General features: G+C 66.6%; 13 protein-coding genes. 8 read left to right on the top strand and 5 right to left on the bottom strand.

The window, feature by feature from the left end:
• The first annotated feature begins 115 nt into the window (after positions 1 to 115).
• The 7 genes from HRUBRA_RS11870 to HRUBRA_RS11840 are packed head-to-tail and all read left to right on the top strand — an operon-like array spanning position 116 to position 7,955.
• Positions 116 to 727, top strand: coding sequence for an SPOR domain-containing protein (locus HRUBRA_RS11870; protein WP_035517492.1), 612 nt, complete (start codon positions 116 to 118; stop codon positions 725 to 727).
• Positions 728 to 766: 39 nt separating this feature from the next.
• The gene (locus HRUBRA_RS11865; protein WP_236629859.1) at positions 767 to 1,297 is read left to right on the top strand and encodes a CvpA family protein; all 531 of its coding nucleotides are present in this window, start codon (positions 767 to 769) and stop codon (positions 1,295 to 1,297) included.
• 21 nt (positions 1,298 to 1,318) lie between these two features.
• Positions 1,319 to 2,839 (top strand): amidophosphoribosyltransferase, encoded by a 1,521-nt coding sequence (purF, locus tag HRUBRA_RS11860; protein ID WP_035517491.1) that lies wholly within the window; start codon positions 1,319 to 1,321, stop codon positions 2,837 to 2,839.
• Positions 2,840 to 2,850: 11 nt separating this feature from the next.
• A complete protein-coding gene (locus HRUBRA_RS11855) occupies positions 2,851 to 4,056 on the top strand; it encodes an O-succinylhomoserine sulfhydrylase (protein WP_035517490.1) in 1,206 nt (401 codons plus the stop codon).
• A gap of 11 nt (positions 4,057 to 4,067) precedes the next feature.
• Positions 4,068 to 4,988, top strand: coding sequence for an AAA family ATPase (locus HRUBRA_RS11850; RefSeq protein WP_035517502.1), 921 nt, complete (start codon positions 4,068 to 4,070; stop codon positions 4,986 to 4,988).
• Positions 4,933 to 5,976: a DUF58 domain-containing protein gene (locus tag HRUBRA_RS11845; RefSeq protein ID WP_236629860.1), complete on the top strand. Its 1,044-nt coding sequence runs from the start codon at positions 4,933 to 4,935 to the stop codon at positions 5,974 to 5,976. Before HRUBRA_RS11850 ends, HRUBRA_RS11845 begins: the two co-directional genes overlap by 56 nt.
• Positions 5,973 to 7,955: a transglutaminase TgpA family protein gene (locus tag HRUBRA_RS11840; RefSeq protein ID WP_035517489.1), complete on the top strand. Its 1,983-nt coding sequence runs from the start codon at positions 5,973 to 5,975 to the stop codon at positions 7,953 to 7,955. The genes HRUBRA_RS11845 and HRUBRA_RS11840 overlap by 4 nt, the downstream gene beginning before the upstream one ends.
• A 29-nt stretch (positions 7,956 to 7,984) precedes the next feature.
• Here the strand turns inward: HRUBRA_RS11840 and HRUBRA_RS11835 are convergent, their stop codons facing one another.
• The 4 genes from HRUBRA_RS11835 to acnB all read right to left on the bottom strand — a co-directional run bounded on the left by HRUBRA_RS11835 (position 7,985) and on the right by acnB (position 15,046).
• Complete coding sequence (locus tag HRUBRA_RS11835; RefSeq protein WP_052094783.1) at positions 7,985 to 8,425, bottom strand: hypothetical protein; 441 nt, start codon at positions 8,423 to 8,425, stop codon at positions 7,985 to 7,987.
• 142 nt (positions 8,426 to 8,567) lie between these two features.
• A complete protein-coding gene (locus HRUBRA_RS11830; protein WP_035517488.1) occupies positions 8,568 to 9,542 on the bottom strand; it encodes a universal stress protein in 975 nt (324 codons plus the stop codon).
• On the bottom strand, positions 9,539 to 12,256 hold the full coding sequence (locus HRUBRA_RS11825) for a cation-translocating P-type ATPase (protein ID WP_052094782.1): 2,718 nt from the start codon (positions 12,254 to 12,256) through the stop codon (positions 9,539 to 9,541). Before HRUBRA_RS11825 ends, HRUBRA_RS11830 begins: the two co-directional genes overlap by 4 nt.
• Positions 12,257 to 12,433: 177 nt before the next feature.
• Positions 12,434 to 15,046, bottom strand: a complete 2,613-nt coding sequence (gene acnB, locus HRUBRA_RS11820; protein WP_035517498.1) for a bifunctional aconitate hydratase 2/2-methylisocitrate dehydratase — start codon at positions 15,044 to 15,046, stop codon at positions 12,434 to 12,436.
• 172 nt (positions 15,047 to 15,218) lie between these two features.
• Between acnB and miaE the strand changes: the two genes are divergently transcribed.
• Positions 15,219 to 15,881: a MiaE family protein gene (gene miaE, locus HRUBRA_RS11815; RefSeq protein WP_201771595.1), complete on the top strand. Its 663-nt coding sequence runs from the start codon at positions 15,219 to 15,221 to the stop codon at positions 15,879 to 15,881.
• A gap of 27 nt (positions 15,882 to 15,908) precedes the next feature.
• On the opposite strand, the gene HRUBRA_RS11810 is transcribed toward miaE, so the two are convergent.
• Positions 15,909 to 16,409 (bottom strand): peptidylprolyl isomerase, encoded by a 501-nt coding sequence (locus HRUBRA_RS11810; RefSeq protein WP_035517487.1) that lies wholly within the window; start codon positions 16,407 to 16,409, stop codon positions 15,909 to 15,911.
• Between the last annotated feature and the right edge of the window lie 145 nt (positions 16,410 to 16,554).

The following is a 16,554-nucleotide window of genomic DNA, read 5'->3' as shown; positions in this document are numbered from 1 at the left end:
CTGGCGCCGCGGATAGCCGGCGGCGCCCGGGGGGTCGTCTTTGGGTCCTTCTTCACGGTAGCGGGTATAATGCTGCAGCTTGTGAACTCCGGCTCCGAGGAAGGCGCCCGCGCCCGTGGATAATGTTCTCAAACAGCGCCTTGTCGGTGCCCTGATCCTGGTCGCGCTGGGTATCGTTTTCTGGCCGATCATCTTCGTGCCGCCGGAAGAGGCGCGGCTTCGGGAGGGCATCATGGCGCCGCCGCCGCCAGCAGTGAGCCGGGAGCCGCTGCCCGCGCCCAGCGACGCAGGACTGCGCGGCTCGCCAGAACGGGAACCACCGCCGGCAGCGCCGGATGTCGCCCTGCCGGCTGCCGACGCGCCCGGCGCGGCTGCGCCCGGGGAAGCGGCTGCAGAGCCCGCCCCGGTGCCCCTGCCCAGCTCTGAAGATCCCTACCCGACCCGCGACAAGGCGCCGGAGGTGGCGGCCTTCGACGACGACGGTCTGCCCGTCGCCTGGGTCTTGCAGGTGGCGACGGTGAGTAGTGCGGAAAAGGCGCGCAAGCTCCGGGACGAACTTATTGGCAGCGGCGAAAAGGCCTTTTACGAGCCCCTCCGTCGCGACGGGACTACCCTCTACCGCGTCTACGTAGGACCGAAGTTCGAGCGCGCCCGGCTCGGGCCTGTCAAGGTTCGGGTGGATGCCCGGTACGGGGTCAAATCCCTGGTGTCGCGTTATGTGCCCTGAGCGCGTCGCTAGTGGCGTTCGGCGGGGGGAGGGTGCCTCATGCTGAGCAGCTGGCCCGCTATCGGCGCCTTCAACGGCTTTGACTGGATTGTGATCGTTATTGTGACCCTTTCTGCGGTGGTCAGTCTCTGGCGCGGCTTTTCCCGGGAGGCGCTGTCGCTGGCAGGTTGGGTCGCTGCTTTTGTTGTCGCCAATCTTTTTGCTACGCAGCTCTCCAGTGCGCTGGCGGGCTTCCTTGAGAACCCCACCGGGCGCTACATCGTTGCCTGGACCCTCGTCTTTGTGGCCGTGCTCCTCTTGGCGGGGATGGCTGCGCGTCTCTTTGCGCGGCTTGTGCGCGCTTCCGGTCTTGGCCTCCTCGATCGCATCCTGGGCAGCGTCTTCGGTATGCTGCGCGGGCTGCTCATCGTTGTTGTGCTGCTCTTTCTGCTGCGGCAGCTGGTGCCGCCGGCGGAGCAGCAGTGGCTTTACCGTTCGCAGCTGGTGCCCTATCTGGACCCGCTGCTGGACTGGAGCCTGCGCGCGTTTGACAACGCCAGGGCGGGGCGTTTCCCCGCGCTGGCGACTTGACGGAACGAGGGAGCTTCAACCATGTGTGGCCTGGTAGGAATCGTGGGCAGCGGCGCGGTGGATGTCGCCCCGGATATCTATGATGCGCTGACGGTGCTGCAGCATCGCGGTCAGGATGCCGCGGGCATCATGACCTGCAGCGACGGCCGCTTTCATCAGCGCAAGAGTGAGGGACTGGTCCGCGACGTGTTCCGCCAGGAGCATATGGCACGCCTCGAGGGCTCCATCGGCCTCGGGCATACGCGCTATCCTACGGCCGGCAGCTCCGGTCCAGCGCTGGCGCAGCCGTTCTACGTCAATTCGCCTTACGGCATTGCGCTCGCCCATAACGGCAATCTGACCAACGCTCGGGAGCTGGGCCAGGCGCTCTTCGACAGCGAACTCAGGCACCTGAATACTGACTCCGATTCGGAGGTGCTGCTCAATGTTCTGGCCTACGAGCTGCAGCACCGCGGCAAGCTGCAGCCGCAGCCGGAGGATATCTTCGCCGCCGTTGCCGCCGTACACCGGCGCTGTCGCGGCGGTTATGCGGCGGTGGCGGTGATCGTGAACCACGGCCTGCTCGCCTTCCGCGACCCGAACGGCATCCGCCCGCTGGTCTTCGGTTACCGCGACGGGCCGCGAGGGCGCGATTACATGGTCGCCTCGGAGAGTGTCGCCCTCGACGTGCTCGGCTATACGCTCGCCGGCGACATCGCACCGGGTGAGGCGCTGTTTATCGACGCTGCCGGCCAGCTGCACCGGCAGCAGTGCGCCGAGAACCCCAGGCTGCGGCCGTGCATTTTCGAGCACGTCTACTTCGCGCGCCCCGACAGCATGATGGACCAGATTTCGGTCTACAAGACGCGCATGCGCGCGGGCTCTGCTCTCGCCCGCAAGATCCTGCGTGACTGGCCGGAGCACGATATCGATGTGGTCATTCCCATCCCGGACACGAGCCGCACGGCGGGGCAGTCCCTGGCCCATGACCTGGGCCTCAAGTTCCGGGAGGGCTTCATGAAGAACCGCTACATCGGCCGCACCTTTATCATGCCGGGCCAGAGCCAGCGCAAGAAATCCGTGCGCCAGAAGCTCAATCCTATCCGCCTGGAGTTTGAGGGCAAGAACGTGCTGCTGGTCGACGATTCAATCGTCCGCGGTACAACTTCCCGAGAGATTATCCAGATGGCCCGCGATGCCGGCGCCGCCAAGGTGTATCTCGCCTCCGCGGCGCCACCGGTGCGCTACCCGAACGTCTACGGCATCGATATGCCCGCGGCGGAGGAACTGATCGCCCACGAACGCAGCGTCGACGAGATCTGCGCGGCTATCGGCGCGGACCGGCTCGTGTACCAGGACCTCGACGACCTGATACGCTGCTCTGCCGAGGGCAATCCCGAGGTCGATGGCTTCGATTGTTCTGTGTTCGATGGCGCGTACCTGACGGGCGACGTGGACGCGCATTACCTGCAGAAACTGAGCGATGCCCGCAACGATGCGGCCAAGGAGCAGAGCGATGTGCGGGCGCACGGCGCTGTGGTCGGCATCTACAATGATCGCTAGGAAGAAATGAGATGACTGACGACGACAGCGCGTTCCTCCGCAGCCAGGGCCCGGCAACCCGCGCGGTGCGCGCCGGGATCAGCCGCGGCCCGGAGGGCGAGCACGGCGAGCCGATCTACACGACCTCCAGCTATGTCTTCGCCTCCTGCGCGGAGGCAGCAGCGCGCTTTTCCGGTGACGCGCCGGGCAACGTCTACTCGCGCTACACCAACCCCACGGTGCGTGCCTTCGAGGAGCGCCTCGCGGCCCTGGAGGAGGGCGACGCGGCGGTGGCCACGGCGTCCGGCATGGCGGCCATCTTCGGCGTCTGCGTTGCGCTCCTGGAAAGCGGCGATCATGTGATCTGCTCCCGCGATGTGTTCGGCGCCACCGCGGGGCTGTTCGGCAGGTACCTGGCACGTTTCGGTATCGAAACCAGCTTCGTGCCCCTTGCTGACCCGACTGCCTGGCGCGCCGCGGTCCGCCCCCGGACACGGCTGCTCTACCTCGAGACACCGTCAAATCCGCTCTGCGAGGTTGCCGACCTCGAGGCCATGGCCGACGTCGCCCGGGAAGCGGGCGCCCTGCTGGTGGTGGACAACTGCTTCTGCACGCCGGCGCTCCAGCGCCCGCTCGCCCTTGGCGCGGATATCGTTATTCACAGCGCCACCAAATACCTGGACGGCCAGGGCCGGTGCCTCGGTGGCGCTGCCGTGGGTCGAGAAGAGCTCATGCGCGAACTGCGCGCCTACCTGCGCACCTGCGGGCCGAGCATGAGTCCCTTCAATGCATGGGTTTTCCTCAAGGGTCTCGAGACCCTCGCCCTGCGCATGCGCGCCCACAGCGAGAATGCGGATCGACTCGCCCGCTGGCTCAAGACCCAGCCCGCCGTGGAGCGCGTGTTCTATGCGGGCCTGCCGGAGCACCCGGGCCACGCGCTCGCCGCCCGGCAGCAGAGCGCCTTTGGCGGAGTCCTGTCCTTCCGGATTCGCGGTGGCCGCGAGGCCGCCTGGCGCTGCATCGACGCGGTCCGGGTCATGTCGTTGACGGCAAACCTGGGCGATGCCAAGACCACGATCGTTCACCCGGCCACCACCACCCACGGCCGGCTGACAGCGGAGGAACGCGAGCGTGCCGGTATCAGCGAAAACCTCGTGCGCGTGGCCGTCGGCCTCGAAGATGTCGAGGATCTGGAGGTCGATCTCGCCCGGGGAATCGCCGCGGCGGAGCGCGCGTGAGCGCCAGCGGGCTGCAGGGTGCCATAGACGCCGCGGTCGACGAGGTCGCCACGGTTCTCCTGGGGAAGGAACCGGAAATCCGCCTGGCGCTCTGCTGTCTGCTGGCCCGCGGCCACCTCCTCATTGAGGATCTGCCCGGCATGGGCAAGACAACCTTGTCCCACGCGCTGGCCAGTGTGCTTGGCCTGTCTTATAACCGGGTGCAGTTCACCAGCGACCTGCTTCCTGCTGACATCCTCGGGGTCGCCATCTATCAGCCCGGGGATAACAGCTTCCGTTTTCATGCCGGCCCCGTGTTTACCCAGGTCCTCCTCGCCGACGAAATCAATCGCAGTACGCCGCGCACGCAAAGCGCGCTGCTCGAGGCCATGGCCGAGCACCAGGTGACCGTAGAGGGTGAAACCCGCCCGCTCCCTGAGCCTTTCTTCGTTATCGCGACGCAGAACCCCCTCGATCAATCCGGCACCTATCCGCTGCCCGAGTCGCAGCTGGACCGCTTCCTTATGCGTATTGAGCTTGGCTATCCAGACCCGGGGGCGGAGCGCGAGCTGCTCCGACGCGGTGGCAGTGGACGGGAGGCTGACGTGCTTCGCCAGCGCATGGGCCCGGCTGAGCTCACCGGGGTACAGACGGCCGCCACTGCGGTGCACTGCTCCCCGGCGCTCCTCGACTATCTGCAGCGCCTGGTGGCGCGCACCCGGGAGCCCGGCGAGTTTGCCGTAGGTCTCTCGCCCCGGGGCGCGCTCGCGCTTCTGGCCGCAGGCAAGACCTGGGCGGTGATGCACGGCCGGGATCACGTGCTCCCGGAGGATCTGCAGGCCGTGCTCGGTCCCGTCGCGGCGCACCGGCTGGTGGCCGCTGACAGCTTTGGTGGCGATGGTCGTGCCCTGGTGGCGCTGCTTCAGCGCGAGGTCGATGTGGTTCCTGGCTGAGGGGGCCGGGCTGCCGGCCCTGCGTGAGCACCTGCGGGCCCGCTTCCAGCGCTGGCTGGTCCGGCGCATACCGCCTGCGCGCTCGGTCACGCTTGATCAGCGGCGCATCTTTATTTTTCCCTCCCGGGTCGGTTTTTTCTTCTTTGCCTGCTTGCTGGTGATGCTGGTGGCGGCGATTAATTACGAGAACAACATGAGCTACGCGCTCACCTTTCTTCTCGCTACGCTTTTCGTAATAGCGGTCCTGCACAGCTATGCCAACCTGTCGGGGCTAACCCTGCGCGCTCTGCGCGCGGGCGAAGGCTTCCCTCGCCAGCTTGTGCCCTTCAGCATTGGTCTCGCCTGCGCCACCCGTCGCGGCCATCACGCCCTCTGGCTCGGCTTTGAAGACGACCCGGAGGCCGTTGCTGTCAGCGTCATGCCGGAGCGGGGGGCCACAGTAACGCTGTACCGGGAGGCCGGGGAGCGCGGGCCTTTCAGGCCCGGGCGCCTGCGTGTAGAGAGCCGTTACCCCCTCGGTCTGCTGCGCTGCTGGACCTGGGTGGACCTGGACCTCGTCGGCCTCGCCTATCCACGGCCACTGCCCTACCCGGAGCCCCTGGGTTCCGGAGCCGGGCAACCGCGCGGGCGCCCCGCGCGGCGCCCGGGGGAGGACGAGTTTTTCGGCCTGCGCGACTACCGGGCTGGTGATCGGCTTCGGCAGGTCTACTGGAAGGGACTGGCTCGCGGCCAGACGCTGCAGAGCAAGCAGTATGCCGCCGGGGCTGCATCCCTCGATTGGCTCGACTGGGATGCCTTTCCGGGTATCGCCCGGGAGCGGCGTCTGTCTTTTCTCTGCCAGCAGTGCCTGGACCTGCACCGGCGCGGGCGGCGCTTTGGTCTTCGCCTGCCGGGGAACCAGCTCGCGGCCGGTGCCGGTGACGGCCAGCGCGACCGCGTGCTCAGAGCCCTTGGGAATTTCGCACCGCCCCCCGAGGCTGAGCGGTGAAGGCTGCTCAGCAGATCCCGCGCAATGCGCTGGCCTGGATCATCCTGTGCCAGGTGCTGCTGCTTGCGCCGCACGGCTTGCGGGTGCCGGCCTGGCTGTTGCTGCTCTATCTTGCCGCCTTCGGCTGGCGGGTGCAGCTCTACCGCAACCGACTCCCCGCGCCGACCCGCTGGCTGAAGCTGGTGCTCATTGGCGCGGCCATGGCGGGGATCGGCTGGAGCTATGGCAGTCTTATCGGCCTGGAGCCGACCGTAGCGCTGCTGCTGGCAGCCTATGCCTTGAAGCTGGTGGAGTCGGTGTCCCGGAAGGATGCCTACGTGCTCATTTTCCTGGGCTTTTTCCTGCTCATTACCGAATTCCTTTTCAGCCAGGACCTGCTTATTGTCGTCTATGCGAGCTTTGTTGCCTGGCTGTTGACTGCGGCCCTGGTCGCCCTGCATCGCACCGGCGAGGGTTTCGAGCTCGCGCCGCTGCGGGTGGCGGGGGTGATGTTGGCGCAGGCCTTCCCGCTTATGCTGGTGCTGTTCTTCCTCTTCCCGCGTATCGGTCCCCTGTGGAATGTACCGATTCGCGCGCACGCGGCGCAGACCGGCATGAGTGACTTCCTGCGCCCGGGGGATGTTGCCCGGCTCACCCAGTCGACGGAGGTGGCCTTCCGGGCCCGCTTTGCGGGCGAGGTGCCGCAAGCCCGTGACCTGTACTGGCGGGGCCTGGTGATGAGCGTACTGGAGGATGATACCTGGAGGAGCCTTCGCTTTTTTGAAGCGCCGCCGGCGCAGCGCCGTCCCGCCCCGGTGGAGGCTGTGGGGGCGGTGCTCGACTACAGTGTGATCATCGAGCCGACACAGCAGCACTGGCTCTACGCCCTGCGCTACGCCGAGCCGCAGGAGAGCGGCGTCATGGCGCTCGCGGACTACACGCTCTATTCACCGGCGACGCTGGAGAGTGAGCGGCGCTACAGCGTGCGCAGCTGGCCCGGAGCCGCGATCGGTCTCGAGCTTGATACCTGGCGCCGGCGCCTGGAAACGCGCCTGCCGGAGGGCGAAAACCCCCGTGCCCTTGCCCTTGCGCGGCAGCTGCGCGCCGCCGCAGATGATGACGAGGCTTTTATCGCCCGGGTGCTGGCACTGTTTCGTGAGCAGCCTTTTCGCTATACGCTGCAGCCGCCGCTGCTTGGCGACGATCCGGTGGACGATTTTCTCTTCGGCACCCGGGCGGGCTTCTGCGAGCACTACGCGAATGCCTTCGCCGTACTCATGCGCGCAGCCGGCGTGCCCGCGCGGATCGTTGCCGGCTATCAGGGCGGCGAGATCAATCCGATGAACGGTACGGTTATCGTTCACCAGTTTGACGCTCATGCCTGGAACGAGGTGTGGCTGGAAGGGCAGGGCTGGATGCGTGTGGATCCGACGGCGGCTGTCTCCCCTGCACGAGTGGAATTCGGCCTGGAGACCGCTGTGCAGGGGGAAGGCAGCTTCCTCGCCGGTTCCCCCTTGTCGCCGCTGCGCTACCGGGCTGTGAGCTGGGTTAATACGCTGCGTCTGCGCTATGACGCGCTCACCTACCGCTGGCAGTCCTGGGTCGTCGGCTTTGACTCGGAGCGGCAGGTGGAACTTCTCGGCAAGTGGTTCGGACGCATCGACGCCAAGCGCTTCGTCGCGGTTCTCCTGGGGTCTTTCGGGGTCGTGCTCGCGGCGGTTGCGCTCGCCCTGCTGGTGCGCGCCGGTCCTCGCCGCGATCCCCTGCTCCGGGCCTGGGCACGGCTGCGCGCCCGCCTGGTGCGCGCCGGAGTGCCGGTCCACGCCGGCGACAGCCCCGCGACCGTGCTGGCCCGGGCGCAGCAGCGCTATCCCGCCGCGGCCGCAGACCTAGGCGTGCTCGCCGAGGAATTTACGGCACTCCTCTATCGCCCCGTGGGCAGCGGCGACCTGCGTCGGTTGCAGCAGCGCCTTCGCCGGCTTCGCCTGAGCAGCCAGTGACCTGAGCCAGCTGGCGCGCAGTACGTCCGCTATTCCAGGGGAAGCATGCGATCCGGGTGAGGCCCGCCATCGCCCACGGCAATGGCAAAGCGGTCCTGGGGCAGGAACACGGTGAGCTCCTGGCCTTTCACCAGGTCGCGGACGCCCAGCTCCTCGCCGTCGATGGCGACCCGCCAGCCGGTCGGCACGTTGACGCTGCGGGCCTTGCCCAGGCCACCGTCCCGGTAGTGGGGGAGGAAGGTTATGCGGTTTCCATTGATCTGCGAGACCCGCATCGTTGCCTTTGCGTAATAGGTGTCACCCTTGACGTAGACCCCCTGACAGAGGCGGGCCACGTCCGGGTTGGCGGCCAGCGCTGCGGCGGACCAAACCAGATCGTCGCAGGTGGGTGCGCGGCCCCGCTGTGCGAGGGTAGGGGTAACGGCGAGCGCAATGAGCAGACAGCAAAGCCGGGCAGGCTGTATAGACATGATCAATCTCCCGGAAGCGAGTAGACGTGGATTATAGCGCCACCGTGCGCTGGCGCTCAGGCTGTGGTACTCGCCCCTCTGTGGCCCCGGGCCGCAGCCCCTGCAACGAAGGGATCGCCATCCGCCAAGTACGGCGGGGGCTTCAGAGGGCGATCGGGGTCTCGTAGCCGTCGGGTTTCAGGGCAAGGAGTGAACAGTGCAGCTGGTCTATGATGGCCTCTGCCGTGTTGCCCATGAAGAAGCCGGCGATGCCTGTGCGTGCCATGGTGCCCATGACAACCAGGTCCGCATCCAGTTCCCGGGCCAGGGCTGGCACAACTTCCCGGGGCTCACCGCGGACCACGTGCGTTGTCGGCCCCACAAAGGACAGAGCCTGCTCAAGGCCCTCGCGGGCCAGGTCCGCTAACAGGCTGCGCATGCTTTCTTCGTGGAGGTGCTGCAGTTCGCCCATAAACTGCTCCTGCTCCTCGGCAGTTACGTCGCTGAGCAGGGTGCTCGCATAGCTCTCCGAGAGCGTTCGCCAGGCATTAACCAGGTGCACGTCGGCCTGGTTGGCGGTCGCCAGCGCCAGGGCGTGCTGCACCAGGGAACGGTTGAGCTTGCGGTTGATCTCGCTACGCGCCTTGTCGTACTCCACGCCGCAATCCACGGCAACGAGGATGCGCCGCGGTTGCGGCGGACGTTCCGGCCGAAGCAGCCAGACCGGGCAGGGACACTTGCGCAGCAGACGCAGGTCCTCGTTGCTGAAAAAGCGGCGCAGGCCCGCCGCGGTTTCTGCATTGGTAATCAGGAGATCCTGCGCCTCCTGCACGACCTCTCGAATCACCTCGATGAAAAAGATGCCCTCGCGTAGCCGCAGCCTGTGCGCGTTCACCCCCGCTTGCCGGGCAAGCTGCGTCAGCGCTCCCGAGCGCTGCGTCCGGCGGTCCTCGGCCAGCTTCGAGAACGGTGGTGCATGGGGCATCAGGCGCAGCGTCGGGTCAAGCTCGGGCAGCACATTCAGCAGTGTGAGCTCCGCTTGCAGCGAGCGAGCCAGGGCATCTGCATGCCGCAGCAGCGCCACGGCCCGGTCATCGCACTCCCGTACGACGCAGAGCAGGCGACGGATAGTGTTCATGGTGTGGCCTCCGGGCGTTGTTCCCGGCGCTGCCGATGAAAGCGGCGCACGAGGAGCTTTTCAAGTTCAAGGATGATGAGCGTAGCGACGCCGACCAGCACGATGCCGAAGCCCTGGGTGAGGGACAGCGGCCGGGTGTCAAAGAAACGGCCCATGAAGGGTGCATAGGTGAACAGGAACTGCAGCAGCGTGACCGCCGAAATCGCCAGCAGCACCGGGCGGGTCCCGAGAGCGCCGCGGACCGTAAGAGACGCCTGGCCGAGGTAGCGAACGGCAAAGAGGTAGAAGATTTCCATTACCACGAGAGTGTTGACGGCGATCGTGCGCGCCTCTTCCAGCGGGGCCCCCTGGGTCCTGGCCAGGGTGAACGTACCGAAGATGCCGGCCATGAACAGCATTGATACGAAGGCGATGCGCCAAAGCACAAAGCCGTTGAGAAGCGGTTCTGACGGCGGCCGGGGGGGGCGGCCCATGACGCCGCGCTCGCTGGCCTCAAAGGCCAGGGTCATGGCGAGGAGCACCGACGAGACCATGTTCACCCAGAGGATCTGCACCGGGCTGATCGGCAGCGTAAGCCCCAGGAGCAGCGCTGCGAGGAGACTCAGGGATTCTCCGCCGTTGACCGGAAGCAGAAAGACGATGGCCTTGCGCAGGTTGTCATAGACGGTCCGGCCGGCCTTCACGGCAATCGCTATCGTGGCGAAGTTGTCGTCTGCGAGTACGATCTCGGCGGCGTCGCGGGCCGCGTCCGTGCCGCCGGCACCCATGGCGATACCGATATCGGCCCGCTGCAGGGCCGGCGCATCGTTGACCCCGTCGCCGGTCATGGCAACCACCTCGCCGGCGGACTGCAGGGCCGTGACGAGGCGTAGCTTGTGGGCGGGGCTGGTGCGCGCGAAGACGTCCGTTGCCGTAGCCTCCCGGGCCAGGGCGTCGTCGTCCAGGGCGTCGATATCGGCACCGCTGAGGGCCCGAGCCGGGCGGGCCAGGCCCAGCTGACGGGCGATGGCGACGGCCGTTCCGGCGTGGTCGCCGGTGATCATCTTGATGCGGATACCGGCGTTCTGGCACTCCCGCACGGCGTCGATGGCCTCTTTCCGGGGCGGGTCCATGAGGCCGACGAGCCCCAGAAGAGTCAGTTCGTCGATAGCGTCGAAGCGAAGCTCTGCCGTCTCCCCGGGCAGACACCGCCGGGCCAGGGCGAGCACACGCTGGCCCTGGTTGGCGATGGCGGTGGCGCGTGCCTGCCAGTGTTCCGGCTCCATCGGTGCTTCGCTGCCGTCGGCGCACAGCGCCCGGCGGCATCGTGGAAGCAGTACCTCAGGCGCCCCTTTGACCAGTATGACATGTCCGCCCTCGTGGTCGTGGCGAAGGCTGGCCATATAGCGGTTGTCGGCATCAAAGGGGATGGCGTCGATCTCCCGCTGTCGTCGCCGCTCGAGCGCGCTGTCGACACCCGCCTTACCGGCGAGAGCGAGGAGAGCACCCTCCATGGGGTCGCCGCTCAGCCGCCAGTTTTCTCCTTCGCACCACAGTCGGGCCTCATTGCAGAGGGCCCCGGCGGTCGCCATGGCCAGCAGCGTGGGCGTGCTGGCGGGGTCGAGATCGACGCCCTCCCGCTGGAAGGCGCCGTGCGGACTATAACCGCTGCCGGAGACCTCGATGATGTCCTCGGCCGTGGCCACGGTGACCACGGCCATTTCATTGCGGGTAAGCGTGCCGGTCTTGTCGGAGCAGATCACCGATACGGTGCCCAGGGCCTCGATGGCGGGCAGGCGGCGCACGATGGTGTTGCGCCGTGCCATACCCTGGACGCCGATGGCGAGGGTAACGGTGAGAATGGCCGGCAGGCCCTCGGGGATGGCGGCGACGGAGAGCCCCACCAGCGCCATGAAAAGCTCCCCCAGGGGACGCCCCGCGAGATAGCCAAGAAGCAGGATCAGAGCACAGATGGCCAGAATGAAGCCCGTGAGAGCACGGGCAAAGCGCGCCATCTGCCGCACCAGGGGCGTTTCCGAAGCGGGTGCGTCAGCGAGCATACCGCTGATCTTTCCCAGTTCTGTGGCGCCACCGGTGGCGACGACCAGTCCGCGCCCGGTACCGCCCCGCACCAGGGTGCCAGCATAGGCCATGGAGAAGCGGTCCCCGAGCTCGGCCGCGGCGTCGACCGCCTCGGGGGCTTTTTCCGCCGGGACCGATTCGCCGGTGAGCATGGACTCCTCGACGCGCAGGCCGCGGCCCTCGAAGAGGCGGAGGTCGGCGGGTACCCGATCCCCGGCCTCGAGCAGTACGACGTCGCCGGGCACAACCGCTTCGGCGGGCAGTTCCTGGCGTTCGCCGTTGCGGAGGACGCGCGCCCGCGGGGCGAGCATGTCACCAATCGCGGCCAGCGCTGACTCGGCCTTGCCTTCCTGTACGAAGCCGATGATGGCATTGACGACGACCACGGCCAGGATCACACCGGTGTCGACGACGTGCCCGAGAAGGGCGGTGACGCCGGCGGCGGCGAGGAGGACGTAGATCAGGAGGTCGTCGAACTGGCGCAGAAAGCGGGCGAAGGCACTGGGAGGCGGCGGCCGCGGTACGGCATTGGGACCGTGGCGCTGCAGCCGGGCCCGGGCCTCTGAGGCGCTGAGGCCAGACGCAGGGTCGCTGTCGAGGGTCTCCGCCACCACGGGAACCGGCGCGTGGTGCCAGGGTGTGGTGTCCGCCATGGCTTGCCTCGCGTCAGAGCTACTCAGGAATCACAGATGAGAGTCATTAACATCTGAGCTTAATGGAAAGCCGCCCGGCGTCAAGCTCTGCTCTTGCGAGCCGCGACGAGCGGGTTGGACCCTAGCTTGCTAACAACCCCTGCGAACGCGGAGAGGCGTCCGCAGGGGGGGGAGGACTCAGGCGACCTCGGTGATCTCCACCGCGGCGATGCGCCGGCCCTCGTCGGCTTTGTCCCGAAACTCGACCAGCTGGTCGAAGTTCATGTAGCGGTAGATCTCCGCGCTCATGCTGTCAAGATCCTTGGCATAATCCCGGTACTCCTCCGGCGTTGGCAGGCGGCCGAGCACCGCGCCCACGGCGGCAAGCTCGGCACTCGTCAGGTAGACGTTGGCACCATCACCGAGACGGTTCGGGAAGTTCCGGGTGCTGGTAGACAGCACCGTGGAGTTCGCCGCCACCCGGGCCTGGTTGCCCATGCACAGGGAGCAGCCGGGCATCTCGGTGCGCGCGCCGGCGGCGCCGAAGATGTTGTAGTAGCCCTCCTCCATGAGCAGGTGCTGGTCCATCCGTGTGGGCGGGGAGATCCACAGGCGCGTGGCCAGGGTGCCCTTGTGCTGGTCCAGGAGCTTGCCGGCGGCGCGGAAGTGGCCGATGTTGGTCATGCAGCTGCCGATGAATACCTCGTCGACGTTGTCGCCGGCCACCTCGGAAAGCAGGCGCGCGTCGTCCGGGTCGTTTGGCGCACAGACAATGGGCTCGCGGACCTCCGCCAGGTCGATCTCAATGACGGCCGCGTACTCGGCATCGGCATCGGCTTTCATGAGGCTCGGGTTGGCCAGCCACTCTTCCATCTTCTCGGCGCGGCGGGCGAGGGTGCGCGGATCGCCGTAGCCCTCGGCGATCATGGCGCGCAGGAGCACCACATTACTGCGCAGATACTCGGCGATGGTGTCCTCCCCGAGGGCAATGGTGCAGCCGGCCGCAGAGCGCTCCGCAGAAGCGTCAGACAGCTCGAAGGCCTGCTCCACGGTGAGGTCCGGGAGGCCTTCGATTTCCAGAATGCGGCCGGAGAAGATGTTCTTCTTGCCCTTCTTTTCAACGGTCAGGAGACCCTGCTGGATCGCGTAGTAGGGGATGGCATGCACCAGGTCGCGCAGGGTGATGCCGGGCTGCATAGTGCCCTTGAAGCGCACCAGTACGGATTCGGGCATATCCAGAGGCATGACGCCGGTGGCCGCAGCAAAGGCCACCAGGCCGGAGCCTGCGGGGAAAGAGATCCCCATGGGAAAGCGGGTGTGTGAATCGCCGCCGGTGCCCACGGTATCGGGCAGCAGCATGCGGTTCAGCCAGGAGTGAATGATCCCGTCCCCCGGACGGAGGCTGACGCCGCCGCGGGTCATGATGAAGTCCGGCAGCGAGTGCTGCGTATCGATGTCCACGGGTTTCGGGTAGGCGGCTGTGTGGCAGAAGGACTGCATGGTCAGGTCGGCGGAGAAGCCGAGGCAGGCCAGGTCCTTCAGCTCGTCCCGGGTCATGGGGCCGGTGGTGTCCTGGGAGCCGACGGTGGTCATACGCGGCTCGCAGTAGGTGCCCGGGCGGATCCCGTCCATGCCGCAGGCGGCGCCGACCATCTTCTGCCCCAGGGTGTAGCCCGCATCAGAGTGGGCCGGCTGCTCCGGCTTGCGAAAGAGGTCGGACTCGGGCAGGCCGAGGGCTTCCCGGGCGCGGGTGGTCAGACCCCGGCCGATAATCAGGTTGATGCGGCCACCGGCCCGTACCTCGTCCAGCAGGACTTGAGATTTCAATTCAAATTCGCTGAGCAAGTTACCGGTTTCATTGAGAATTTTTCCCTCGTAAGGGCGAATCTCGATAACGTCACCCATGGAGAGATCGTCGACCGGTGCCTCGAAGACCAGGGCGCCGGCATCTTCCATGGTGTTGTAAAAGATCGGTGCCACCTTGCCGCCGATACAAATGCCGCCGCTCTTTTTATTCGGCACGCCGGGCATGTCATCACCGAAGAACCAGAGCACGGAGTTGGTGGCGGACTTGCGTGAGGAGCCGGTGCCGACCACGTCGCCGACGAAGGCTACGGGCAGCCGCCGGGCCTTGATTTCGTCGATCTGCGCCATGGGGCCGACCTTGCCCGGCTCGTCCGGAGTGAGGCCGTCGCGGGCCATTTTGTACATGGCGAGAGCGTGCAGGGGAATGTCCGGACGGGACCAGGCGTCCGGTGCCGGGGAGAGATCGTCGGTATTGGTCTCGCCGGTTACTTTGAAGACAACGACCTTGATGGACTCCGGTACCGCGTCGCGGCTCGTGAACCACTCCCCGTTGGCCCAGCTCTCAAGTACTGCCCGGGCGTTGCCGTTGCCGTTTTTTGCCAGCTCATCGACATCGTGGAAGGCGTCGAACATGAGCAGCGTGTGCTTGAGCTCCGCGGCCGCCAGCGCGCCGACGTCGGCGTCCTGGAGAAGGCCGACGAGGGTCTCGATGTTATAACCGCCGTGCATGGCGCCGAGGAGGCGCACGGCCTCGGGGCGGTCGATAAGCGGGCACTCGGCCTCGCCGCGGACGATGGCGGAGAGGAACCCGGCCTTTACATAGGCGGCCTCGTCGACACCGGGCGGGACGCGTGTTGCCAAAAGCTCCAGAAGGAAGGCTTCTTCGCCGGTCGGCGGAGCCTTCAGAAGGTCCACCAGAGCGGCGGTCTGCTCTGCGTTGAGGGGCTTCGGCGGGATGTTCTGGGCGGCGCGTTCGGCGACGTGTTCGCGATAGGCTTCAAGCACGGTGGAATCCTCGGATGGTTGTTCTTCGCCGGTCATGGACCGGCCGCATTTCCAGCCAGGTAGTATAGCCCAGCGCCTGTTTGCGGTTAAGCGAATGCTTCTTATGCATGCTATTCCCCCAGTGAATGCGGGTACCGCGAGGCGGTTGTTGCGGCTAAACTTGCGCGCCATGATGACTACCTCAGCAGCTGCGGCGAAGCGCAGCGATGGCGACCGCCTGGCGGTGGACCTGGCAGCCCTTCGTGCCTTCCTGCCCTGTGCCACACCGGCTGCCTGGCTGCAGGCGGCGGCGGATCCGGCCAACCTGGCGCTGCTCCTGGCCGACCACGCCAACTGCGAGAAGAAGGCGGCAGCTACAGCACTGAACCTCGCCTACCGCTATACGGGGAACTATCCGCTTTTACACAAACTTTCGAGGTTGGCTCGGGAGGAGCTGCGCCACTTTGAGCAGGTGATCGCCATCATGGAGCGGCGGCAGATGACCTATCCGGCCCTGTCAGCTTCGCGCTATGCGCGGGAGCTTCGCGCTTTCGTGCGCGCTGAGGAGCCGGAGCGGCTGGTGGATACCCTGCTGGTGGGGGCGGTTATCGAGGCGCGCTCCTGCGAGCGTTTCGCGGCCCTGGCGCCGCTGCTGGACACAGAGCTCGAGGCCTTTTACCGCTCGCTGCTACGCTCGGAAGCGCGGCATTTCGAGGACTACCTGGGGCTGGCGCAGTCCGTGGCCGGGCCCGTGGAAGTCGAAGCACGCCTTGCGCTACTGCTGCCGCAGGAGGCGCTGCTGATCGAGGCGCCGGACGCTGACCTGCGTTTCCACAGCGGCCCGCCGCGGGTCTGAGCGTCCGCGCAACGCCAGGGCGGCGGCTCAGGCGCCGTCGTCGACGGCCACGGACTCGATGATCACCGTATCGACGGGCACGTCCTGATGCCCGGCCCGGGAGGTCGTGGGCACGGCCCGGATCTTCTCGAGAACGTCCTCACCTTCGACGATTCTGCCAAAGACGCAATAGCCCCAGCCCTGCATGTTCTTGCCGCTGTGGTTGAGGAAGTCGTTGTCCTTCACGTTGATGAAGAACTGCGCCGTGGCGGAGTGTGGCTCCATGGTGCGCGCCATGGCGATGGTGCCGTAGTCGTTGCTGAGACCGTTGTCCGCCTCGTTCTCGATCGGCTCGCCGGTCGGCTTCTGCTGCATGCTGGTGTCGAAGCCACCACCCTGCACCATGAAGTTATTGATGACCCGGTGAAAGATGGTGCCGTCATAGTGGCCAGCCCGGGCATAGGCAAGGAAGTTGGCGACGGTTTTCGGCGCGCGCTCCTCGTCGAGCGCGAGCTTTATTTCCCCGAAGGTGGTTCGCATCGTGACCATGGCGATTCTTCCCCTGCTCTTGTGATAGGCGGCGGGATCATACGGGCTTTGGCGCCGGCAGAGAACAGCGGAGCCTATGATTGTGAGAATTTGCACAGGGATGGCGAGACGGCGAGGGGTTGCGGGCCACGCGCGCAGCTATCAG

Origin of the sequence: Pseudohaliea rubra DSM 19751 (assembly GCF_000764025.1) — a bacterium.
Taxonomy (GTDB): domain Bacteria; phylum Pseudomonadota; class Gammaproteobacteria; order Pseudomonadales; family Halieaceae; genus Pseudohaliea; species Pseudohaliea rubra.
This window is presented reverse-complemented; position numbering and strand designations above follow the sequence as displayed.